The following is a 21,480-nucleotide window of genomic DNA, read 5'->3' as shown; positions in this document are numbered from 1 at the left end:
GGCCATCGTGGCAGACCGGCCGGTCAGTGGCCACGGGCCGTGAACCGGCATCCGCGCCGCACCCGGCCTCGGTGAACGCGGCCCCCGCCACGACTCGACAGACCGTAACACGAAGGCTACGAGCACTGATGCACGGTCATCACCCGTCCGCGCGGAGCCGGCTCGGGGCGGGATCCGGCCGCCGTCCGGCGACGTACAGTACAGGTGCGGCCGCACGAGGGCCCAGGGAAGCCGGAAGCAGGGCCGGAGAAGGAGCCCGTGGTATCTCGGATGACCGACGATCGCGGGCCAGGAGGATGAAGATAATGCCGCGTACCGCGTCACGTGCCCGCCACCGCGGGTACCGCGACACCACCCCGCGTTACAGCGACGCGGACCTGGAACCCTTGCTGAAGGCGCTCGTCGCCGTGCGGGACGGCAGGGCGAGGACGGAGCTGGACGTGCCGGGCGAGGGCGCCGTGGCGGAGGCCGCGGCGATCCTGGAGGAGATCCGGCAGAACGGCGAGGAGCTGGCCTCGGGGCTGAGCCGCGTCCGCCGCGAGATCGGCCGGGACGGGCAGCTGCGGGGGCGGCTGACGCCCGGGGTGCTGCGCGGGACGTGGGCGTCCGCGGTCGAGGACGCGAACGCGATCATCGACAAGCTCACCGACCTGGCCACCGGCATGCACCAGGTGGTGGAGGCGGTCGCGGCCGGGGACCTGAGCCAGCGGGTCGAGCTGCGGGTGCGCGGCCGGCCGATGCGGGGCGAGCTGCTGCGCATGGCCAAGTCGGTGAACGGCATGGTGGAGCTGCTCGACCAGTTCACCTGGGAGGTCACCCAGTTCGCCCGCGAGGTCGGCACCGAGGGCCGGCTCGGCGGGCAGGCGCCGGCGCGCGGCATGACCGGCCGGTGGCGGGACGTGACGGCGTCGGTGAACGTGATGGCGGCGCGGCTGACCTCGCAGGTCCGCGACATCGCGGAGGTCACCACGGCGGTCGCGAAGGGGGATCTGACCCGCAAGGTCACGGTGGAGGCGACGGGTGAGCTCCAGGAGCTGAAGCTCACCGTGAACACGATGGTCGACCAGCTGTCGGCGTTCGCCCACGAGGTCACCCGCGTCGCCCGCGAGGTCGGCACCGAGGGGCAGCTCGGCGGGCAGGCGAACGTCCGGGGCGTCAGCGGCGTCTGGAAGAACCTGACCGACAACGTCAACGCGATGGCCAACAACCTGACCAGCCAGGTCCGCAACATCGCGCAGGTCACCACCGCCGTCGCCGAGGGCGACCTCGGCAAGAAGATCACCGTGGACGCGCAGGGCGAGATCCTGCAACTGAAGAACACCGTGAACACGATGGTGGACACGCTGTCGGCGTTCGCCGACGAGGTCACCCGCGTCGCCCGCGAGGTGGGCACGGAGGGGCGCCTGGGCGGCCAGGCACGGGTGCCGGGCGTGAGCGGCGTGTGGAAGGACCTGACCAGCAACGTCAACGGCATGGCGTCCAACCTGACCTACCAGGTCCGCAACATCGCGCAGGTCACCACCGCGGTGGCCGAGGGCGACCTCGGCAAGAAGATCACCGTGGACGCGCAGGGTGAGATCCTTGAGGTGAAGAACACCGTGAACACGATGGTCGACACCCTGTCGGCCTTCGCGTCGGAGGTGACCCGCGTGGCCCGCGAGGTCGGCACGGAAGGCCGCCTCGGCGGCCAGGCCGCCGTGCCGGGCGCGGGCGGGGTCTGGAAGGACCTGACCGACAACGTCAACTCGATGGCGAACAACCTGACCAATCAGGTGCGCGGGATCGCGCAGGTCACCACCGCGGTGGCGCAGGGCGACCTGACCCGCCGGATCGAGGTGGACGCGCAGGGCGAGATCCTCCAGCTCAAGGACACCCTGAACACGATGGTGGACACCCTGTCGGCGTTCGCCGACGAGGTCAGCCGCGTGGCCCGCGAGGTCGGCACCGAGGGACGGCTCGGCGGCCAGGCGATCGTGCCGGGCGCGGGCGGCATGTGGAAGGACCTGACCGACAACGTCAACGGCATGGCGTCCAACCTGACCTACCAGGTCCGCAACATCGCGCAGGTCGCGACCGCGGTCGCGCACGGCGACCTGACCCGGCGCATCGACGTCGACGCGCAGGGCGAGATCCTGGAGCTGAAGACGACGCTGAACACGATGGTGGACACGCTGTCGTCGTTCGCGTCCGAGGTGACCCGCGTGGCCCGCGAGGTCGGCAGCGAGGGGCGGCTCGGCGGGCAGGCCGAGGTCGAGGGCGTGTCGGGCACCTGGAAGCGGCTGACCGAGAGCGTCAACGAGCTGGCCGGCAACCTGACCACCCAGGTGCGGGCGATCGGCGAGGTCGCCCGGGCGGTCGCCACCGGCGACCTGACCCGGACGATCGAGGTGGAGGCGCGCGGCGAGGTCGCCGAGCTGTCCGACAACGTCAACCTGATGGTCGCGACGCTCCGCGAGACGACCCGCGCCAACGAGGAGCAGGACTGGCTCAAGACCAGCCTGGCGCGGATCGGCGGGCTCATGCAGGGCCACCGGGACCTGATGCAGGTCGCCGAGCTGATCATGCGGGAGCTGACCCCGACGGCGGGGGCCCAGTACGGCGCGTTCTACCTCGCGGAGAACTTCGGCGAGGAGACCGAGCTGACGCTGATCGCCGGGTACGGGAGGCGGCGGAACCGGACCGGCACGGTCCGGTTCGTGCCGGGCGAGGGCCTGGTGGGGCAGGCGGCGCAGGAGCGCCGGCCGCTGCTGATCGCCGACGCGCCCGCCGACTACGTCAAGATCGGGTCGGGGCTGGGCGAGGCGTCCCCGGTCAACATCATCGTGCTGCCGATCATGTTCGAGGACGAGGTGCTCGGCGCGATCGAGCTGGCCTCGTTCAGCCGGTTCACCGACGTCCACCTGGCGTTCTTCAGCCAGCTGATCGAGACGATCGGGGTGACGCTGAACGCGATCCGCGCCAACGCCCGCACCGAGGCGCTGCTCGGCGAGTCGCAGCGGCTCGCGCAGGAGCTGCAGGAGCGCTCGGACGAGTTGCAGCGCCAGCAGGGCGAGCTGCGGCACTCCAACACCGAACTGGAGGAGAAGGCGGCGCTGCTGGCCCAGCAGAACCGCGCGATCGAGATCCAGAACTACCAGATCGAGCAGGCGCGGCGGACGCTGGAGGAGCGCGCCGAGCAGCTGGCGATCTCGTCCCGGTACAAGTCGGAGTTCCTGGCGAACATGTCGCACGAGCTGCGCACGCCGCTGAACAGCCTGCTGGTGCTGGCCAAGCTGCTGTCGGAGAACCAGAGCGGGAACCTGACCGGCAAGCAGGTGGAGTTCGCCCGGACGATCCACGAGTCCGGCACCGACCTGCTGGAACTGATCAACGACATCCTGGACCTGGCCAAGGTCGAGGCGGGGAAGATGGAGGCGCACCCGCAGCGGCTGTCGGTGTCGGCGCTGGTCGACTACGTGGAGGCGACGTTCCGCCCGCTGTCGGTCGACAAGGGCCTGCAGTTCGGCGTGGAGGTGGCGCCGGACGTCCCGGCCACGCTGAACACCGACGAGCAGCGGCTGCAGCAGGTGCTGCGGAACCTGCTGTCGAACGCGGTGAAGTTCACCGCCGAGGGCGAGGTGCGGCTGCTGATCGAGCGGGCCGGCGACATCGACTTCACGCTGCCCGCGCTGTGGAACACCCCGGATGTGATCGCGTTCCGGGTGATCGACACCGGGATCGGGGTCAGCGCGGACAAGCTGCAGGAGATCTTCGAGCCGTTCCAGCAGGCGGACGGGACCACGAGCCGCCGCTACGGCGGCACCGGCCTCGGCCTGTCGATCAGCCGGAACATCGCGCGGCTGCTCGGCGGGGAGATCCACGCCGAGAGCCAGCCGGGCCGCGGCAGCGTGTTCACGCTGTACCTGCCCGCCCGGTACAGCCAGCGGGAGGACCGGCGGCGACCGGTCCCGCCGGAGGTCACCGCGCCGGAGGGCGGCGCGGAGGAGGCGGCGGCCGCCGGGCGGGAGAACGGCACAGTGGCCCGTCCCGCGACCCCTGCGAAAAACGGGCTGCCGGTGGAGCAGCGCCCGCCGGGTGAGGAGCCGCCCGGGGAGGTGGAGCCCACCCTGAACCGGCTGCTGGAGGAGCCGCCCGCAGACCTTCTCGACACGGTCCTGTCAGGCCGCAAGGTCCTGATCGTCGACGATGACGCGCGGAACGTGTACGCGCTCACCAGCGTCCTTGAGGGCTACGGGATGGAGGTCCTCTACGCCGAGGACGGCCAGGCCGGGATCGACGTCCTGCATCGCAACCCGGACGTGGCCGTCGTGCTGATGGACATCATGATGCCGGGCCTCGACGGCTACGCGACCACGGCCGCCATCAGGGAGATGCCGCAGTTCGCCGACTTGCCGATCATCGTCATCACGGCCAAGGTGATGAAGGGCGACCGGGAGAAGAGCCTGGAGGCGGGCGCGTCGGACTATGTGCCGAAGCCCGTGGACCCGGATCATCTCCTTGACGTCATGAGGAACTGGCTGCACCCCTCCATCGTCCGCTGAAGAGAGGAGACGCCCGGGCAGTAGGGTCGCCGTGGGGGCCCGTGGTGGGAGCCCGTGGTGGGGGCTCATGGTGGGGGCTCATGGTGGGGGCTCATGCGGCCGGCGGCGGACGGGATCGGAGAACGCGCGTGGACGACAAGGCGAAGATCCTCCTCGTGGACGACCGCGAGGAGAACCTGATCGCGCTGGAGGCCATCCTCAGCTCGCTCGATCAGGAGCTGGTCCGGGCGCGGTCCGGGGAGGAGGCGCTGAAGGCGCTGCTCACCGACGAGTACGCGGTCATCCTGCTGGACGTCATCATGCCGGGGATGGACGGGTTCGAGACGGCCCGCGACATCAAGCGCCGCAAGAAGACCCGCGATCTGCCGATCATCTTCCTGACGGCGCTGAACAGCGACCCCGACTACGCGTTCCGCGGCTACGCGGCGGGCGCGGTCGACTTCATCTCCAAGCCGTTCGACCCGTGGGTGCTGCGGGCGAAGGTGTCGGTGTTCGTGGAGCTGCACGCGAAGAACAAGCAGTTGCGCGAGCAGGCCGCGCTGCTCCGCGAGCAGGCCGTGCTACTCCGCGACCAGGCCGCCCTCCCGAACGTCCGCCCCGGCGAGGACACGGACCGCGACCTGCGGCATCGCCTGGACGAGCGGCTCACCCCGGTGGAGGAGCAGGCCAAGGTGGTCGGCAAGCGCATTCCGCGCGCACACCGCGACGAGTACGACGAACTGATCCACCGCCTGACCGGCCTCCGCCGGGCCCTGGACCGCGAGGAGCGCCCCCCTGCCTGACCGGGCGCATGCCTTGAGAACAGCCTGTCCGGCCCCGTTCCGGGGCCGGACACGGGGCCGTCAGGAGGACGCTTCGAGCCGGGCGTGAGCGGCGGCTATGCGGGACAGGGTGCGGTCGCGGCCGAGGATCTCCAGGGACTCGAACAGCGGCAGGCCCACGGTGCGACCGGTGACGGCGACGCGGACGGGGGCCTGGGTCTTGCCGAGCTTGAGGCCGTGCTCGGCGCCGATGCGCTCCAGGCGGTCCTTCAGCTCGGTCGCGTTCCAGGGGGCGTCCTGGTAGGCGACTTCGGCGGCGGCGAGGATCGCGGCGGCGGGCTCCTTCATCGCCTTGTTCCAGGACTGCTCGTCGAAGGGCGGCTCGTCCAGGAACGCGAAGTCGATCATCTGCACGATCTCCGACAGCAGCGCGACGCGGGTCTGCGCGAGCGGGGCCAGTTCGGCGAAGACCGCGACGTTCACCTCGAAGGGGGCCCGCTCCAGGAACGGCAGGCATTCGGCGATGAACTTCTCGGCGGGCAGGGCCCGGATGTACTCGCCGTTGATGGCGCGGAGCTTCTTGACGTCGAAGAACGCGGGCGAGGTGTTGACGTCCTCGATGTGGAACTCCTCGACGATGACGTCCCAGGGGACGATCTCGCGGTCGCCGGACGGGGCCCAGCCGAGCAGCATCAGGTAGTTGCGCATGGCCTCGGCGAGGTAGCCCTCGGCCCGGTAGTCCTCCAGGGCGACCTTGTCGCGCCGCTTGGAGAGCTTCTGCCGCTTCTCGTTGACGATGACGGGGACGTGCGCCCACACGGGCGGCTCGCCGCCGAGCGCCTCCCACAGCAGCTGCTGCTTGGGCGCGTTCGACAGGTGCTCCTCGCCGCGGACGACGTGGGTGATGCCCTGGCTCATGTCGTCGACGGCGTTGGCGAGCAGGAACGTGACCGTGCCGTCGGCGCGGGCGATGACGAAGTCCTCCAGGACGGCGTTCTCGAAGACGGGCTTGCCGCGCAGCAGGTCGACGACGGTGGTCTGCCCCTCGTCGGGGGTGCGGAAGCGGAGGGCGCGTCCGGGGCCGGGCTCCAGGCCGCGGTCGCGGCAGAACCCGTCGTAGCCCCTGTGCTGGTCGCCGGTGCGGGCGACGACGGCCTCCCGGCCGCAGTCGCAGTAGTAGGCGCGGCCGGCGTCCTTGAGCTTCGCGGCGGCCTCGGCGTGCTTGTCGGCGTTCGCCGACTGGAAGTAGGGGCCTTCGTACTGCTCCCCGTCGATCCCGAGCCAGGCGAGCGCCCGGATGATGCCCTCGGTCCATTCGGGGCTGTTGCGGGAGGCGTCGGTGTCCTCGATCCGCAGCACGAGCGTCCCACCCGACTGCACGGCCATCACCCAGTTGAACAGCGCCGAGCGGGCGCCGCCGACATGGAACATGCCGGTCGGTGAGGGGGCGAAACGGACGCGGATCGAAGAACTCGAAGACATGTCTCAAGGGTAGAGCGCGCGGGCCCCCGCTCGCGCCGGGACCCGCACCGCGGCGGGTTCAGGGCGTCCAGCGCGGATCGCGGCCGGCCGTCCCGAGGACGCGGTCGAGCAGCGGCGCGTTCTCCGGCACGGGCACCTCGGGCCCGAACGCCCCGTACCGCCGGCTGATCTCGGCCATGGGGACGATCTGCTCCCAGGCGGCCTGGACGACCTCGGGCGGGAAGCCCGGCTCACGGCCGGTCGCGACGGCGAGGTCCCAGCCGTGCAGGACGCATTCGCCGAAGACGATCCCGGCGATGAACTCGGCGGGCATCCCCTCCTTGTCGCCGGTGAGACTGGTCTTGCCCTCCCAGGCGGCGGGGTCCTGCCACGCTTCGGCGGTCTTGCGGGCCTGCTCCTCGAACCGCTCGGCCCAGCGCGGCTCGGCGGTGAAGTCGTGGTCCTCCCCCGGCCCGGTGACGGGCGCGCGGTGCGCGGCCGACTCGCCCCGCCCGTTCCAGAGGATCAGGTGGTTGACCAGCGCCCGCACGTCCCAGCCGGGGCAGGGGGTCGGCGCGTCCAGCTTCACCGCGGGGATCTCCAGGACGATCCGCGCCGCGGCCTCCGCGGCGGGAAGCAGCCGGCTCCGGACGTCCATGATCTCTCCCTCGCTCATCTGTTCGAACACACGGTCACGGTAGAGCGGGTTCGCGGTGCCGGTCTTGAACAAACGCGACAGCGCTAGCCTGAGCCGATGGAACGATCCCTGCCCGGTGGGACGCGGGGCATCCTGCGGGCGCGGGCGGGCCTGGAGCGGTTCCGGGTGGAGCGGATCGCGCCGGCCCCGGCGCTCGCCCCGTTCGTGGAGTACTTCTGGGTGCTGCGGTGGGATCTGCGGGGCCGGCCGCCGCACCGGCAGCAGGTGCTCACCCGGCCGTCCGTCCACATGTCGTTCACGAGCCGGCTGACCGGCGGGACGACACGGGCCCGGATCGTCGGCGTGGTGCGGGACGACTTCGTCGAGGAGATCCACGACGAGGGCCGGGTGGTGGGCGCGGCCTTCCGGCCGGGCGGGTTCAGGCCGTTCATGGACGCGCCCGTCTCCACGCTGACCGGCCGGTTCGCGGGGCTGGACGAGGTGTTCGGCTCGGCGGGTCTCGCGCTCGCCGATGAGGTCTTCGCCTCCGCCGGCGCGGAGGAGGCCGTCGGGCGGTTGGAGTCCTTTCTCGCGGTCCTGGCCCCCGGCGATCCCGATCCGTCCGCCGAGCGGGCCGCCGCGATCGTGGAGCGGATCGCTTCGCGGCCGGGCCTCGTGCGGGTGGGCGAGCTGGCCGCGGAGGCCGGGCTGAGCACGCGCGGCCTGCAGCGCCTGTTCCACGAGTACGTGGGCATCGGCCCGAAGTGGGTGATCCGGCGGTTCCGGATGCAGGAGGCCGCCGAACGGGCCGCGTCCGGCGGTGCGGCCGACTGGGCGGCGCTGGCGGCCGAGCTGGGCTATGCCGACCAGGCGCACTTCACCCGCGACTTCACCGCCGCGGTCGGGACGCCGCCCGCGCGGTACGCCCGCGAGACGGCGCCCGGCCGCGGCGGCCCTGGCGGTACCGAGGCATGACCGCCTGCCGGCGCCCCCCGGCGAGCGTCAGCTCGCGGGGTGGGCCTCGATGATGTGGTAGGACGCGGGCGGCAGCGGGCCGGTGAGCGAGACGCCGGTGAATCCGGCCGCGGCCAGCAGGTCCCGGAACTCGGCCTCGGTGCGCTCACGGCCGCCCGTCGAGACCAGCATGTTGAGGTCGTTGCGGACGATGCCCGCGGTCTCCGGCGTGACCGTCTCCGGCATCACCTGCTCCAGGATGAGGACGCGGGCATCGGGACGCATCGCCTCGCGGATGTTGCGCAGGATCGTGGTGGCCTTCTCGTCGGACCAGTCGTGCAGGACGCTCTTCAGCACGTAGGCGTCCGCGCCGCCGGGGACGGCCTCGAAGAAGTCGCCCGGCACGATCTCGGTCCGTTCGGCGACGTCCGCGAGCGCGCCGGACGCGGCGGCGAGCCCGGCGGGCAGGTCGAACAGCAGGCCGCGCAGGTCCCGGTGGGCGCGCAGGAGCGCGGCGAGCAGCGTGCCGTCGCCGCCGCCGAGGTCCGCGACCGTCCCGTAGCGGGAGAAGTCGTGGGCCTCGATGACCCCGGGCACCACCGCGCGGGTGTGCTCGGCCATCGCCGCGTTGAACGTCGCCGACAGCTCCGGGTCGGACTCGAAGTACTCGAACGACGTCCTGCCGGTGACGCGTTTCCACGCGTACTCCCCGGTGCGCACCGTCTCGGTCATGTCGCCCCACGTCCGCCACACCTCCGGGCCGCAGAACAGCCTGACCAGCGCGCGGATCGAATCGGGCGCGTCCGTGCGGAGGCACTGCCCGGCGGCGGTGAGGGCGAACACGTCCCGGTCCTTCTGCTCCACGGCGCCCAGGGTGACGAGGCCGCGCAGCAGCCGGTGGAGGGACGGGGCGTGGGTGCCGGTCGCCTCCGCCAGTTCCGCGCTCGTTCTCGGCCCGTCCGCGAGGGCGTCCGCCACGCCCATCTCGGCGGCCGCGTGGATCATCTGCGCCTGCATATAGCCGAAGACCAGGTCCATCAGCGGTGATCTCGACATCGTCGGTTCCCCCTTCGTCTCGTCCCCCGGACGCTACGGAGCCCCGCCGCACGCCGTCTTGGACGGATGAAACCTCCGTTCCCGTCAGCGGGACGGTCAGCGGGACAGGGCGCGGAGCCAGGCCGCGGCGGTTTCGAGGTGCTCGTCGGTCAGGCCCCGGAACGGGTCGATCTCCACGAGGAGGTGGTCGGCGACGTCCGTTTCACCGGCGATGCACTCGGTGGCGTCCGGTTCGTCCTCGAACCAGACGAACGGGCGGCCCTCCGCCCAGGCGGCCACGTGCCGGGCCTTCCAGGCGCCGAGCGTGCGGCCCTCCTCGATGCCGGGGAACTGCGGGATCGGGACGAACGGCAGCTCCGGCAGCCCGACCCGGGGCGCGACCCACACGTTGGCGTGGTCGCACCAGTAGCTCGCCCAGGCCAGTTCCGCGCCGGCCGATTCGGCCAGATCGAGCAGGGACGGGCCGTGCTCCGGATTGAGCCAGAGCCGGAACGTCCTGCCGTTCGGCGAGCACTCGTGCCGCTGGAAACCGGGATGGGGCCTTTCGAAAGGATTGAGAACCCCGTCCACGTCCAGGAGAACCACCGGCGACCCCATACATGGGACGGTACGCCATCGAGGGCCCGCCGTCGAAGGTCGTTTTCCGGTGCCCGTGTCATATCCGGCGTCCCGCTGGGCATCCTCCCGGCATGTGCCGCCTGTTCGGGATGACCACGGGAGGACCCCGCGTCCACGCCACGTTCTGGCTGCTGGACGCGCCGGAGAGCCTGGAGTTCCAGAGCCGCCGCATGCCGGACGGGACGGGGCTCGGCTGGTTCTCGCTGGGCGAGGAGCCCGTCCGCGACCGCGCGCCCATCGCGGCGTTCCAGGACGCCGACTTCAACTCCGAGGCGCGCACCGTCGTGTCGCACACGTTCGTCTCGCATGTCCGGTACGCCTCCACGGGGGCGCCCGAGGTCCACAACTCCCACCCGTTCGTCATGGACGACCGGCTGTTCGCCCACAACGGCGTGGTGCGGGGCCTCGACATGCTGGGCTCGTGGCTGACCGACGTGGACCGGGCGCTGACGCAGGGGCGCACCGACTCCGAACTCGTCTTCGCCTACATCACGGCGGAGATCCGGCGGCACGGTGACACCGCGTCCGGGCTGATCGCGGCGGTCCGCCGCATCGCCGCCGAACTGCCGGTGTTCGCGCTGAACGTCCTGCTGGCCGAGTCGAAGCGCCTGTGGGCGCTGCGCTACCCCGATACTCACGAGCTGTGGGTGCTCAACCCCAGGTTCGACAAGCCCGGCCCGGCCCGGCACCTGACCTCCGACCGCGAGCCCGGCCACGTGCGGGTGACGGCGCACCGGGAGGCGTGCCCGGCGGTCGTGCTCGCCAGCGAGCGGATGGACGACGACCCGGCCTGGCGGCTCCTCGCGCCCGGTGAGCTGCTCACGGTGGACGGCCTGGAGGCGTCCTCGTCGTTCCCGTTCGACGAGCCGGCGCATCCGGTGACGCTCGCCGACCTGTCGCCGGTGGAATCCACCTCCCAGACATGATCGACTTCGGGGGTCCAGGACGTAGGGTGGACGGCCGGAACCCCTGGAGGAGCCCGGATGACGCACGAACTCACGCTGATGGCCGTCCACGCCCACCCGGACGACGAGGTCCTCGGAACCGGCGGCCTGCTCGCCCGCTGCGCCGCCGAGGGCATCCGGACGGTGCTCGTCACCTGCACCAACGGTGAGCAGGGCGACGGCTCGGCCGGGGTGAAGCCCGGCGAGCCGGGGCACGACGCCGAGGAGGTCGCACGGCGCCGCCTCGCCGAGCTGCGCGAGTCGGCCGGGCTGCTCGGCATCGGGCATCTGGAACTGCTCGGCTACCGCGACTCCGGCATGGACGGCTGGTCGGCCAACCACGACCCGCGCGCCTTCGCGAACGTCCCGCCGGACGAGTCGGCGGCGCGGCTGGCCGGGCTGATGGAGCGCTACCGCCCGCAGGTCGTCGTCACCTATGACGAGAACGGCGGCTACGGGCATCCCGACCACATCCAGGCCCACCGCATCACGCTCGCCGCCGCGGACAGGAGCGGCGTGCCGGACAAGCTGTACTACGCGGCCATCCCGCGCTCGGGCATCCGGCAGATGTTCGACGCGGTCCGCGAGGCGGGCATCGAGATCGGCTTCGAGCCGCCGGACGACTTCGGCACCCCCGACGAGCTGATCACGAGCACGGTGGACGTGTCCGCGCACGTGGAGGCCAAGCGCAAGGCCCTGGAGGCGCACGCCAGCCAGGGCGAGAACATCTTCCTGCTGCGGCTGCCGGAGGAGATGCAGCGGGCGGCGTTCTCGTCCGAGTCGTTCATCCGGCACCGCTGCCGCGTCCAGGCCCCCGGCAGGGAGGACGACCTGTTCGCCGGGCTCAGGTAGTACGGCGCTGCGCCCGGTAGTGGTCGAGGACGTCCTGCCGCAGCAGGTAGCCGAACCCCGCCCGCTCCAGCCGCAGCGCCAGAGCCGCCTTGTCGGCGCCCAGCGCGGCGGCGGTGGCGCTCAGCCGCCAGTCGTGCTCGGCGAGCTTCTTGAGGAGGTAGCCGCGCCTGACCTGGGCGTCCGAGAGCCGGAACGACTTCAGGTAGGCGACGCGGCCGGCCTCGTCCGTGATCGTCTCACCGATGTGGTTCTCCTCGCGCAGCGCGAACGACGGCAGGAACCGCGAAAGCTCGAACCCGCGCAGGTGCTGGACGACCTGGCGGGACCCGTCCGCGTCGAACAACCGCCCGGCCATGACCCCGTCGTGGAAGGACGCCCACTCCTCCTGCCTGAGCTCCGCCGCCGCGCGCAGGTCGTCCAGGGAGCCGATCCCGGTGCCGTCGATGCGCGCGGACAGGTCGGCTGCGGGCGCGCCCAGCAGGCCGTACATGTAGATCAGCTCGCCGAAGAGGTCCTCGACCAGCGTCGGATGCAGCGCCCGGTAGTCGTCGGGATGCGGGACGACGAACGCGCTCGCCAGCGCGTCCGCGACGTAGACCATGACGCCGCACTGCCCGGGATGGATCTCGAAGATCCTGAGCGCGTCCTCCAGTCCCCGCACCTGGAGCCCGAGATAGGTCTCCTCGCAGCGCGGCGACAGCCCGTGCGCGACGGTCTTGCGCGCCCACTCCTCCCAGGCGGTCTCGGGGCCGCCGAAGTGCAGTGCGAGATAGCCCTCGACGGCCAGGTGCAGCGGCAGGAAGCGGAGCCGGTCCTTGCCCGCCCTGCGCGCCATGCGCCGGGTGACGCGCACCGGCATGCGCGGCGGGGCGTCCCCGGTGTCGCGCTCCAGCAGCCGCGTCCCGTAGGAGGCCGCGGGCCGCGGGTCGCCGTCGCTCCAGGACGCGACGAAGGCGTGCGGGACGAACGAGACGTAGACGGCGCCGCCCACGTCCACGACCGATACCGGCTCTTGGTACGCCTTCCGGTGTAGCCGCAGGTGGGGAACGGGCTCGTCCCGGATGAGCGGGACGAGCCGCACCGAACTCCACACCTGCGCCGGGCCCGTCTCCAGGCCGTCCAGTGCGAACGTCATGCGGGGACTCCCAGGAAGCGTGCGGCCCGGTCGTCGAGGTGGGCCTGGAGCTTGTCGAGGCCGACCCGCCCCTCGGCGAACCGCGCCAGCTCGACCAGCGTGGGCAGGTTCTCGGCGTCGCGGACGCCCGCCGTCGGGACGCCCGGCGCCAGCCGCCGCACGTCGAAGTCGCCGGCGTCGTACACCGGGTTCAGGTGCACGATCAGCACCCGGTGGCCGGGGGCACGCCGGTGGCCGGGGTCGAGGCGCGTCCGCCAGACCCGCAGGACGTCCGCGGCGAGGCCGGGCGGCGCGTTGTCCCAGCCGTCGGAGACGATGAGGAGCCGCTCGGGCCCGGTGCCGAGCGCGTCGATGATCCGCAGGCCCAGCGGCGTCGGGCCGGACGGGTAGAGCAGCAGCTCATCGGTGCGCCCGGACGTCCACAGCGGCGTGAACTCCCTCGCGAGCGCCTCCAGCAGGTAGTGCGCGGCGAGCGCGACGGCCAGCGGGCGGCGCCGCTTCTGCCCCGACCCGAGCGAGGAGTAGCTGTCGTCCAGGACGGCGGTGACCCTGCCCCACGATCCGCGCGCCGCCCCGGCCACCCGCCGCGCGGCGGTGCGCAGCGCCCGCGACAGTTCGGCCCGGCGCTCGGCCCTCTCGTCCAGCGGCAGCGACAGCACATAGGAGGCCAGCCGGGTCAGCGGCATCTCCCCCAGATCCACCTGGACGTCCGCGCTCTTGTGCAGGCGGAGGCGTTCCAGCCGCGTCATCTTGGGCTCGATCCGCTCCAGGAACACCTCGCGCGCGATCCCGTGCTTGGCCGCGAAGCCCTCCGCGACCGTGTACGGAAGCTCATAGATCGCGGCCTGCTCGTAATGCGCCCGGCGCCACTGCTCGAAGATCGGCGTCCGGAACGACTTCACCCTGTGCGGCGTGAAGAGGAAGTCGTGCTGCTCGTCACCGAGCCGCAGATGCGCGTGCCGCACGACGTCCTTCACCGCGCCCCGGTACTTCACGAAGTCGAACGCGGGGTCGCGCCGCGCGGCCATCCAGTCGCGGATGACGGCGCGCGTCCGCCGGTTGTTCACCCCGAGCCGCCGCAATTCCCGGAACAGCCGGTACACGCGCTGCGGCGGCAGCGTTTCCAGCCGCCGCGCGATCAGGAGCCCTTCACGCCTGCGCCGCTCGACCCCGACCTCACCGGCGCGCACCAGCAGATTCCGGACGATGATCGCAGCGTTGTGGTCGTTGACGTCCAGCGCGAGGGCGGCCGCGTACACCTCCCGGTAGTTCTCCAGCATGTATTCGTGCAGGAAATCGAGGCTGAGGCGCTGCTCCCCCGCGTCGTGATGGAACTCCCGCTGCCCGGTGGAGGTGATCGCCGCGTTGACGAACATCAGCACGTCCTCGCATGCGACGAGGTCCGCGAACGTCTCGCTCATCATTTCCCAGGATGCTCAGGGGGGGTCGGGATGCCGGCCGGGGAAGGAGGGCACGAGCTGCGAATCATCACTTCAAAGGTGGGTTCCGGAAGTCGCACCGAAGTCCCGCGGCCGGCCCCCGAACCGTAACACCGCGCCCGGCCCTCCAGCCTCTCAATAACCGCGCTCCGGGAACGCGCCGGTGCCCGGGCACATCCGGTGCTTCAGGAGCAGATCGACCTGTTCCGCGGCGGCCTTCGTGTCCCCGCAGAGGTACAGGTAGCCCTGACGTCCGCGCCGGGCCTCGTAGTAACCCCACGTTCCTCCGGGCGCGGCGAGCACGGTGACCATGATGCCGGCGTCCTCGGCCGCACCGGTCGCGTACACCCACAGGAGCGGGACGGGAAGCGGGGACTTCTCCTTCCAGTAGAGCGGGACGCATCGCCGGCCGCGCGCCTTGAGCGCGAGGGCCAGCAGGTCCAGGTGGCGGATCTGCGTCCGGCGCCCCCGGCGCGTCCGCCACCGCAGCAGGTACCGCTCCATCCCGCGCCGCCGGTCACTTCCCGGTGCGAACACGTGCCCACACCCACTTTCCGTGCGGGGCGGTCCTGCTGACCCGGCATTCGGACGCCAGGGCCGCGACGATGGGAAGCCCCCGGCCGCCCGCGTCGCCGTGCCCCGGCTCCAGGGCGCGGGGGTCCGGGACGAGCGCGTCCAGCCCCCACTCGGTGAGCCGCAGTCCCACCAGCATGCGGGCCATCCCCGGGACGGTCAGGGCCGCGAGGCACGTCACGTCGAGTTCCGCACGGACCGCTGTCCGGAATTGCCGTTCTGCGGGCATTTCCGCCCCTTCTTTAGGGGCATTTCCCCCACTGTGCACTATGGGCCCGATCTCCGTGTCGTCGATTACCGCCGTGCACACGGAATTCTGTGGCTATCGTGAGGCGGTGACCCACTGTCCCACCCCCCGGGACAGCCGGAATCAATGGTCAACACGGCAATGAACGGATGCCCATGACATTCGGCGACAAGATGCTCACACTCATGGCCGAGCGTGGCATGAGCCTACGCAAATTGGCCAAAGTCGCACATTACGATTCGTCACATCTGTCGCGCGTCTCCCGCGGGCACAAGCCGCCGTCCCAGGAACTCGCCGCCCGCCTCGATGAGCTTCTCGGCGCCGGCGGGGAACTCGCGGCCCTGGCGCCGGCCCGCCCCGGAGTCGACCACCCCACCCTCCAGCAGCCCTCTACAGCCGCCCGTTCCCCGGTTAACGTGAACATAGGAGACACTCCGGACGATTGGGATGATATGGAGCGTCGACGGCTGTTACTGGCGGCTCTCGGCATGGGAGCCGGGGCGTTGGGGTCCTCCGCGGAGTCGGTGCGGCAACTCCTCGATCTCGTCCTGGACAGCGAACCCCGGCCGATCGAGGACTGGGGCATCGCATGCGCCGACCACCTGCACGCCCTCCGCACACGGCCTCCCGCACAGGTACGGGACGGCCTGAGCATCGACCTGCCGGCGATCCAACGCCAACTCAAGACGGCCACCATCAAGGAAGCCACCGAACTCAACCGCATCGTGGCCGCACTCGGCACACTCCAGGCCAACGTCGTCACCCGCCTGGGCGACCACGGCGCCGCCATCCACTGGTGGCGCACCGCCAAAACCGCCGCCGACCTCTCCGGCGACCTCGACGTCCGCATGATGGTCCGCTGCCGCGAAGTAGGCGTCGGACTCTACGGGCAGCGCGACCTGGCAACCGTCCTCCGGCTGATCGAGAAGGCGCAAGAGATCGCGGGTGACAGGCCCTCGTTCTGGCTGGCGGATCTCGCGGGCAGCAAGGCGAAGGCGCTCACCATGGTCGGCAGGCACGACGACGCCAGGGATTCGCTGAACACTTTCGTCGGCTGGGAAGGAGGTGACGCGCGTCCGAGCATCATTCCGAGCCTCTGGGCCGCCGACCAAGCCCACTTCGCCGAAAGCTGGGTCTACTCGGGCAAGGGTGATGAGGCACGGGCAGACGAAGCGCGGAGCCAAGTGTTGGACTATGGCCCCGAGTACCAGTACGCCGCGAACGTCCGACTCCATGAGGCCCTTTGCACCGTGGTGAAAGGCGGCATCGATGAGGGGACACGGCAGGCCGCGGTACTGCTGGACGGGCTACCCGCCGCCTACCACAGCCAAATGATCACCGAGACCGGAAAGCGGGTCCTGAACGCGGTACCGATCGAGCAGCGGCGACGTCCGGCGGTCGGCGAATTCCGTGAGGTACTGGCGACCACCGCCCCCAATCCGCACGCGCTCACCTGACCCCGACACGGCATCACGCCGGGCGAGCCGAGCCCGCCTCCCGGTCAAGAGGACGCGGACGGGTCGATGACCCAGTGGTTCACCCAAAGGGGCTTGCCCGCGAAGACGATCTCCTTCTCCTCGACGAACGTGAAGCCGAGCGAGCGGCAGATGCCGTTGGACGGGGCGTTCGTCCGCGCCGGGAACGCGTGGACGGGCCCCCAGCGGCCGTCGTCGCGGGCCTTGTCCAGGAGCATCCGGGCGGCGCGTTTGGCGAGGCCGTGGCCCTGCCACTCGGGCAGGACCATCCAGCCGATCTCGGCATGGGGATCGCCGTCCATGTCGTGCGACCAGAGGGACACCGTCCCGGCGACGGTCTCCTCGACCACGATCATCTTGATCCAGAACGTATCCGCCGCCACGTCCCGGACGTCGCGGCGGACCTTCTCCTCGATGCCCTCCCGGGGCAGCGGGCCGCCGAGCTCGGCCATCATGACCGGGTCGCACCGCATCCGGACGTAAGCGTCGACATCACCGGGCTCCACATCACGCAAGCGCATGGGGCGACCTTCTCACCCGCCTCGGACGGCGGGGCCCGTCAGGGGCGGTAGGTGCCGAAGTACCACTCGTTGCCGTCCGGGTCGCGGGCCGCGTAGTCGCGGGAACCGTAGTCCTGGTCGGCGAGCGGGCGGAAGATCTCGGCGCCGGCGGCCTTCGCGCGGTCGTGGTGGGCGTCGGGGTCGTCGACGGCGACATAGATCGCCGCCGGGGCGGTCTTGGCGGCGCCCAGCATGATGATGCCGGTGTCGAAGCGCATCTCGGCGTGGACGATCGCGCCGGTGTCGTCCCTGTGCGCCGCGATCTCGGTGAAACCGAACGCCTTCTCCAGCCACGCCATCGACCGCGCCGGGTCGGCGGACCCGATCAGCGGGTAGAGGGTCCGGCGGATCTCGCTCGTCATGTCGTCCTCCCTGGTCTGACACGCCCAGTGTGCGGGAGGCGGCTCCGCCCGTCTTGGACGAATGTGACCTCAGCGGCGGACGGCGTCGCGTTCGGCGGCGAGGCGGCGGGTCTCCGGCGAGACGGGCGCGCCCAGGATCGCGGCGACGACGTCGATCAGGTAGCTGGTGAACAGGCGGTCGTCGGTGCGGGGGCCGGAGCGGGCACGGCGCGCCAGTTCGATCGACGCGTACAGGATGGCGGTGAAGCGGCGGTGCAGGCGCGCCGCGTCCTCCTCCAGCAGCGGTTCGACGAGGGTCCGCCACCGGCGGAGGCTGTCGCGCGGGTCGTCCAGCACGGCGACGGGGACGAGCGGGTCGGGGCGGTTCACCATGTCCGCCCAGATCTGCAGGTAGGCGCGGCCCGAAGCGTCGGCGAGGCGGGCCGCCATGGGACGCACGAGCGCCGCGGCCAGGGGCCGGACGCCCCGCGCGCCGTCCTCGTAGGCGTCGAGCAGGGCGTGCCGGCGGGCCTCCACGTCGGGGGCGTGCCGGTCGAGGATCGCACGCAGTATCCCGGCGCGGTCCCCGAAGTGGTACTGGACGGCCGTGGCGTTGCGCGCGCCGGCCTCCTGGAGGATCTCCCGGAGGCTGACGGCGTCCACGCCGCGCGCCGCGTAGAGGGTCTCGGCGGCGTCCAGCAGGCGTTCCCGCGTGTCACTGCTCATTGCCGATCGCGTGCTCCCCGATGTCGGTCCCCCGATAATCGACCCACCTGATTCGGTAATGCAAGTGCATGACTGTTACTCTCCGGTTGACTTCGCCGGGAAGGGGCCCACCGTGCAGCCTGAGCAGATCGACCGCGCCCTCGTGGACTTCGACGTCCTGGACGGGTGGATGGTCGGCCAGGGCCTGCCGGGCGGCCCGTTCGAGGACGTCGAGCCCCTCGCCGGCGGTACGCAGAACACGCTGATCCGGTTCCGCCGGGGCGGCCGCGACTACGTGCTGCGGCGCGGGCCGGGCCATCTGCGGGCGAAGACGAACGACGTCCTGCGCCGCGAGGCCCGCGTGCTGGCGGCGCTCGACGGCACCGACGTCCCCGCGCCGCGCCTCATCGCCGCCTGCCCTGACGAGTCCGTCATGGGCGGCGCGGTGTTCTACCTGATGACGCCCGTCGAGGGTTTCAACGCCTCGGTCACCCTCCCCGAACTGCACGCGGGAGACGCGTCCATCCAGCGGGAGATGGGCCTGAACGCGGCACGCGCGCTGGCGGCGCTGGGCGCGGTCGACCACGAGGCCGTCGGCCTGGGCGACTTCGGCAGGCCGGAGGGGTTCCTGGATCGGCAGGTGGACCGCTGGATGTCCGAGCTCGACTCCTACAGCGCGCTCGACGGCTACCCCGGTCCCGACATCCCCGGCCTGGACGATGTCGCCCGCTGGCTGGAGGACAACCGCCCGAGGACGTGGCGGCCCGGCATCATGCACGGCGACTACCACCTGGCGAACCTGATGTACTCCTTCGACGGCCCGGAGGTCGCCGCCATCGTCGACTGGGAGATGTGCACGATCGGCGACCCGCTGCTGGACCTCGGCTGGCTGCTGGCCACCTGGCCGGACCGCGACGACGTGGCCGCGGCGCTCGCCGGGCCGCTGGGCCGGGCCGGGTGCCTCCCGACGACGGACGAGCTGGTCGCCACCTACGCCGAGCGCGCGGACGCCGTCGCCGGACGGGATCTGTCGTCCATCACCTGGTACGCGGTGCTCGCCTGCTTCAAGCTCGGGATCGTCCTGGAGGGCACGCACGCCCGCGCGTTCGCGGGCAAGGCGCCGAAGGAGACCGGCGACATGCTGCACACGATCACCCTCGACCTCTTCCGCCGCGCACGCGGCTTCATCGGCTCATGACGCGGATCCGCCGCGGCGGTCCCGGTGACGCGCCGCTGATGCTGGCGATGCTGGACGGCGCCGTGGCGTGGCTCGCGGCGAACGGCCGGACGGGGCAGTGGGGCAGTGAGCCCTGGTCGCGGGATCCGCGCCGCGTGGAGCGGATCACCGGTATCGCCCGTGACGACGAGATCTGGGTGGCCGAGGTGGACGGCCGTCCCGCCGGGGTCATGGCGGTGGCGCCGCGACCGCCGTCCTATGTCGCCCCGGTCGACGAGCCGGAGCTGTACATCACGCTGCTGGTGACCGACCGCGCGTTCGCCGGGCACGGCGTCGGCGGCGCGCTGATCGGCAAGGCGCGGGACGAGGCGCGGGCGAAGGGGGCCGGCCTGCTGCGCGTCGACTGCTACGGCGGCGGGGACGGCCGGCTCGTCGAGTACTACCGGCGCAACGGCTTCGAGCCCGTCGCGGAGTTCAAGGTCGGCGACTGGCCGGGTCGGCTGCTGTCTCAGCAGGTGGGGGCCGCGGAGGTTGCGAAACCGGCCGGCGGGACGCAGCCTGGGAAGTGACCGGTGCGAACGGGGCAGTCGGTGACGCCCTTACGCCGCACGGACGGCGACCGAGCCGCTCGCCCCGTTCCGCCGGTCGGAGCGCTGAAAATGGGGATCCCCCGGTGATCTTTCGATACCGGGGAATCCCCGTTTTCCATGCACCGGCAGCCCTGTGCCGGGTCTGTGAGAGACCTCACCGAACGACCGTGAGCGGGCTCACATTTGTGCTGTGAGCCATTTCACGGACCGTCCGGACGGCCTCAGATCATGAGCCGAAAGGCCGGGGCGCGCCCTTCTTCCCGGCGCCCTTGCCCCAGGAGAGGACTTCCCACTTGACGCCCTTCAGGTGCCCTTCGCCGCCACCGGCGTTGTACTTGCTGGCGGGCTTCTTGCCGTCCAGCAGGTACCGGAAGGTGTAGGTGTCGAGGTCGAGCATGACACCCCGGTGCGAGGGCTCGCCAGGCCCGCGGTCGCCGACGAACCCGGTGATGCTGCGGCCCTTGTAGGAGACCTTGACCTTGGTGTGCATGGGCCAGCTTGGGCTGGCGAACAGGCCCTTCTGCATCGGCTTGCCGCCGGCGGGGGCGCCGGTGTCGCCGTTGACGCCCGACCCGTCGTCCCAGAAGTAGGACGCGGTGGTCTTCCCGCTCAGCAGGACATTGGGGCCCTTCTTGGCGGGCTTGGCCTCGGCCTTGGCGGCCTTGGAACCGGCCTCGGCGGTCTTCGCGCCGTTGTAACCGCTCTCAGCGGCGTGCTTACGGGGGGTCTTGTGCTCCTGCGCGGCCACGGCCTGCTGCGACAGGAACTGCTTTTCCGGAGCGGAGTCCTCACTCGCCGCTGCGACGCCGGCGACCAGCATGCCCGCGAGGGCGGTGCCGGTGACGCCGGTCAGGACGAGGTTCATCGCTCGCTGCTGCATGGATTTCCTTCGGTCGGGGTACAGGGCCGCCGTTCAGCGCCGGACCGGCGATACGCCGGTTTCCGGGCAGGGGAGAACGGCTCCGAGACGTCGAGCTCGGGAGATGCCGCCGCAGGGAAAGAGATCCGCTTGGAACGGTCCATGGGCATGGCGGACCGCGCCCGCACCCTCCGCGCGTCCGTCCTTGGACATGCGCGTGACGCGGGCTTCAATGAAGCGGAATGAATGCCGACCGGGGGCTCACGGGCCCATCACGGTGCACGGCCGGTGCATGGTACGGCCGCGATTCGGCTAAGTGATCCCGCCTGGCGGGCGGGAGGCGACGGCTTTGCAATCAGGCCAGGTCAACGGTTCTTTGACCGGACCTGGGGATGACTATATACGGCATTACCGTACTTTCGCCAAACGGGCGATTTCTTTACCTTTGCCCAAGTGGATCTTTATGTCGGCCAACTCGCCGGGAACCCCTTTCCCATCGGGGCTCCGGGCCTCTCTGCCCACAGAAAACGATCTTTATCGGTTCCGGGAAGATCA

20 protein-coding genes are annotated in these 21,480 nt (G+C 71.2%); 8 read left to right on the top strand and 12 right to left on the bottom strand.

The window, feature by feature from the left end; all coding sequences use genetic code 11:
• The first annotated feature begins 305 nt into the window (after positions 1–305).
• Both ACQP1N_RS14950 and ACQP1N_RS14945 read left to right on the top strand, forming a co-directional pair.
• Positions 306–4,541, top strand: coding sequence for a HAMP domain-containing protein (locus tag ACQP1N_RS14950; RefSeq protein WP_433231948.1), 4,236 nt, complete (start codon positions 306–308; stop codon positions 4,539–4,541).
• Between the two features lie 128 nt (positions 4,542–4,669).
• Complete coding sequence (locus tag ACQP1N_RS14945) at positions 4,670–5,323, top strand: response regulator (RefSeq protein ID WP_433231946.1); 654 nt, start codon at positions 4,670–4,672, stop codon at positions 5,321–5,323.
• Between the two features lie 60 nt (positions 5,324–5,383).
• Here the strand turns inward: ACQP1N_RS14945 and gltX are convergent, their stop codons facing one another.
• Positions 5,384–6,733, bottom strand: a complete 1,350-nt coding sequence (gene gltX, locus ACQP1N_RS14940; RefSeq protein WP_067796717.1) for a glutamate--tRNA ligase — start codon at positions 6,731–6,733, stop codon at positions 5,384–5,386.
• A 109-nt stretch (positions 6,734–6,842) separates the two neighbouring features.
• Positions 6,843–7,451 (bottom strand): TIGR03086 family metal-binding protein, encoded by a 609-nt coding sequence (locus ACQP1N_RS14935; protein ID WP_242608746.1) that lies wholly within the window; start codon positions 7,449–7,451, stop codon positions 6,843–6,845.
• 66 nt (positions 7,452–7,517) lie between these two features.
• Between ACQP1N_RS14935 and ACQP1N_RS14930 the strand changes: the two genes are divergently transcribed.
• Complete coding sequence (locus ACQP1N_RS14930; protein WP_433231943.1) at positions 7,518–8,375, top strand: AraC family transcriptional regulator; 858 nt, start codon at positions 7,518–7,520, stop codon at positions 8,373–8,375.
• 27 nt (positions 8,376–8,402) lie between these two features.
• On the opposite strand, the gene ACQP1N_RS14925 is transcribed toward ACQP1N_RS14930, so the two are convergent.
• Complete coding sequence (locus tag ACQP1N_RS14925) at positions 8,403–9,410, bottom strand: methyltransferase (RefSeq protein ID WP_433231942.1); 1,008 nt, start codon at positions 9,408–9,410, stop codon at positions 8,403–8,405.
• Between the two features lie 96 nt (positions 9,411–9,506).
• The gene (locus ACQP1N_RS14920) at positions 9,507–10,007 is read right to left on the bottom strand and encodes an HAD domain-containing protein (protein ID WP_067796711.1); all 501 of its coding nucleotides are present in this window, start codon (positions 10,005–10,007) and stop codon (positions 9,507–9,509) included.
• Between the two features lie 110 nt (positions 10,008–10,117).
• Between ACQP1N_RS14920 and ACQP1N_RS14915 the strand changes: the two genes are divergently transcribed.
• A complete protein-coding gene (locus ACQP1N_RS14915) occupies positions 10,118–10,954 on the top strand; it encodes a class II glutamine amidotransferase (protein ID WP_242608747.1) in 837 nt (278 codons plus the stop codon).
• A 57-nt stretch (positions 10,955–11,011) separates the two neighbouring features.
• On the top strand, positions 11,012–11,824 hold the full coding sequence (locus ACQP1N_RS14910; protein ID WP_433231939.1) for a PIG-L family deacetylase: 813 nt from the start codon (positions 11,012–11,014) through the stop codon (positions 11,822–11,824).
• Here ACQP1N_RS14910 and ACQP1N_RS14905 read toward each other — a convergent pair.
• The 4 genes from ACQP1N_RS14905 to ACQP1N_RS14890 form a co-directional block, all read right to left on the bottom strand.
• Positions 11,817–12,959, bottom strand: a complete 1,143-nt coding sequence (locus tag ACQP1N_RS14905; RefSeq protein ID WP_067796703.1) for an ARPP-2 domain-containing protein — start codon at positions 12,957–12,959, stop codon at positions 11,817–11,819. The genes ACQP1N_RS14910 and ACQP1N_RS14905 overlap by 8 nt on opposite strands.
• Complete coding sequence (locus ACQP1N_RS14900) at positions 12,956–14,380, bottom strand: hypothetical protein (protein ID WP_433231937.1); 1,425 nt, start codon at positions 14,378–14,380, stop codon at positions 12,956–12,958. Before ACQP1N_RS14900 ends, ACQP1N_RS14905 begins: the two co-directional genes overlap by 4 nt.
• Positions 14,381–14,533: 153 nt before the next feature.
• Positions 14,534–14,935 (bottom strand): hypothetical protein, encoded by a 402-nt coding sequence (locus tag ACQP1N_RS14895; RefSeq protein WP_131732536.1) that lies wholly within the window; start codon positions 14,933–14,935, stop codon positions 14,534–14,536.
• Positions 14,916–15,200, bottom strand: coding sequence for a hypothetical protein (locus ACQP1N_RS14890; RefSeq protein ID WP_433231935.1), 285 nt, complete (start codon positions 15,198–15,200; stop codon positions 14,916–14,918). Before ACQP1N_RS14890 ends, ACQP1N_RS14895 begins: the two co-directional genes overlap by 20 nt.
• A gap of 173 nt (positions 15,201–15,373) precedes the next feature.
• Between ACQP1N_RS14890 and ACQP1N_RS14885 the strand changes: the two genes are divergently transcribed.
• Positions 15,374–16,675: a helix-turn-helix domain-containing protein gene (locus ACQP1N_RS14885; RefSeq protein ID WP_433231932.1), complete on the top strand. Its 1,302-nt coding sequence runs from the start codon at positions 15,374–15,376 to the stop codon at positions 16,673–16,675.
• A 44-nt stretch (positions 16,676–16,719) separates the two neighbouring features.
• Here ACQP1N_RS14885 and ACQP1N_RS14880 read toward each other — a convergent pair whose 3' ends face one another.
• The 3 genes from ACQP1N_RS14880 to ACQP1N_RS14870 all read right to left on the bottom strand — a co-directional run bounded on the left by ACQP1N_RS14880 (position 16,720) and on the right by ACQP1N_RS14870 (position 18,320).
• Positions 16,720–17,214, bottom strand: coding sequence for a GNAT family N-acetyltransferase (locus tag ACQP1N_RS14880; RefSeq protein ID WP_433231930.1), 495 nt, complete (start codon positions 17,212–17,214; stop codon positions 16,720–16,722).
• 38 nt (positions 17,215–17,252) lie between these two features.
• Positions 17,253–17,615 carry a VOC family protein gene (locus ACQP1N_RS14875; RefSeq protein ID WP_067796687.1) on the bottom strand — a complete coding sequence of 121 codons (363 nt, stop codon included), beginning with the start codon at positions 17,613–17,615 and terminating at the stop codon, positions 17,253–17,255.
• Positions 17,616–17,684: 69 nt separating this feature from the next.
• Entirely contained in the window at positions 17,685–18,320 is a 636-nt protein-coding gene (locus tag ACQP1N_RS14870; RefSeq protein WP_067796684.1) for a TetR/AcrR family transcriptional regulator, read from the bottom strand.
• A 169-nt stretch (positions 18,321–18,489) separates the two neighbouring features.
• Between ACQP1N_RS14870 and ACQP1N_RS14865 the strand changes: the two genes are divergently transcribed.
• Complete coding sequence (locus ACQP1N_RS14865; RefSeq protein ID WP_433232714.1) at positions 18,490–19,497, top strand: phosphotransferase family protein; 1,008 nt, start codon at positions 18,490–18,492, stop codon at positions 19,495–19,497.
• A complete protein-coding gene (locus ACQP1N_RS14860) occupies positions 19,494–20,045 on the top strand; it encodes a GNAT family N-acetyltransferase (RefSeq protein ID WP_067796681.1) in 552 nt (183 codons plus the stop codon). The genes ACQP1N_RS14865 and ACQP1N_RS14860 overlap by 4 nt, the downstream gene beginning before the upstream one ends.
• A gap of 247 nt (positions 20,046–20,292) precedes the next feature.
• On the opposite strand, the gene ACQP1N_RS14855 is transcribed toward ACQP1N_RS14860, so the two are convergent.
• Positions 20,293–20,946, bottom strand: coding sequence for a hypothetical protein (locus tag ACQP1N_RS14855; protein WP_433231927.1), 654 nt, complete (start codon positions 20,944–20,946; stop codon positions 20,293–20,295).
• Positions 20,947–21,480: the final 534 nt, after the last annotated feature.

The organism is Actinomadura formosensis, from assembly GCF_050948385.1.
GTDB lineage: Bacteria > Actinomycetota > Actinomycetes > Streptosporangiales > Streptosporangiaceae > Spirillospora > Spirillospora formosensis.
This window is presented reverse-complemented; position numbering and strand designations above follow the sequence as displayed.

What these genes read in the sequence shown, in the direction of transcription:
- ACQP1N_RS14860 (WP_067796681.1), top strand. Translation starts at nt 19,494, where the DNA reads ATGACGCGGATCCGCCGCGGCGGTCCCGGTGACGCGCCGCTGATGCTG.
- ACQP1N_RS14920 (WP_067796711.1), bottom strand. Translation starts at nt 10,007, where the DNA reads ATGGGGTCGCCGGTGGTTCTCCTGGACGTGGACGGGGTTCTCAATCCT.
- ACQP1N_RS14875 (WP_067796687.1), bottom strand. Translation starts at nt 17,615, where the DNA reads ATGACGAGCGAGATCCGCCGGACCCTCTACCCGCTGATCGGGTCCGCC.
- ACQP1N_RS14905 (WP_067796703.1), bottom strand. Translation starts at nt 12,959, where the DNA reads ATGACGTTCGCACTGGACGGCCTGGAGACGGGCCCGGCGCAGGTGTGG.
- ACQP1N_RS14865 (WP_433232714.1), top strand. Translation starts at nt 18,490, where the DNA reads ATGGTCGGCCAGGGCCTGCCGGGCGGCCCGTTCGAGGACGTCGAGCCC.
- ACQP1N_RS14915 (WP_242608747.1), top strand. Translation starts at nt 10,118, where the DNA reads ATGACCACGGGAGGACCCCGCGTCCACGCCACGTTCTGGCTGCTGGAC.
- ACQP1N_RS14925 (WP_433231942.1), bottom strand. Translation starts at nt 9,410, where the DNA reads ATGTCGAGATCACCGCTGATGGACCTGGTCTTCGGCTATATGCAGGCG.
- ACQP1N_RS14890 (WP_433231935.1), bottom strand. Translation starts at nt 15,200, where the DNA reads ATGCCCGCAGAACGGCAATTCCGGACAGCGGTCCGTGCGGAACTCGAC.
- ACQP1N_RS14855 (WP_433231927.1), bottom strand. Translation starts at nt 20,946, where the DNA reads ATGCAGCAGCGAGCGATGAACCTCGTCCTGACCGGCGTCACCGGCACC.
- ACQP1N_RS14930 (WP_433231943.1), top strand. Translation starts at nt 7,518, where the DNA reads ATGGAACGATCCCTGCCCGGTGGGACGCGGGGCATCCTGCGGGCGCGG.
- ACQP1N_RS14880 (WP_433231930.1), bottom strand. Translation starts at nt 17,214, where the DNA reads ATGCGCTTGCGTGATGTGGAGCCCGGTGATGTCGACGCTTACGTCCGG.
- ACQP1N_RS14950 (WP_433231948.1), top strand. Translation starts at nt 306, where the DNA reads ATGCCGCGTACCGCGTCACGTGCCCGCCACCGCGGGTACCGCGACACC.
- gltX (WP_067796717.1), bottom strand. Translation starts at nt 6,733, where the DNA reads ATGTTCCATGTCGGCGGCGCCCGCTCGGCGCTGTTCAACTGGGTGATG.
- ACQP1N_RS14870 (WP_067796684.1), bottom strand. Translation starts at nt 18,320, where the DNA reads ATGAGCAGTGACACGCGGGAACGCCTGCTGGACGCCGCCGAGACCCTC.
- ACQP1N_RS14910 (WP_433231939.1), top strand. Translation starts at nt 11,012, where the DNA reads ATGACGCACGAACTCACGCTGATGGCCGTCCACGCCCACCCGGACGAC.
- ACQP1N_RS14900 (WP_433231937.1), bottom strand. Translation starts at nt 14,380, where the DNA reads ATGAGCGAGACGTTCGCGGACCTCGTCGCATGCGAGGACGTGCTGATG.
- ACQP1N_RS14885 (WP_433231932.1), top strand. Translation starts at nt 15,374, where the DNA reads ATGACATTCGGCGACAAGATGCTCACACTCATGGCCGAGCGTGGCATG.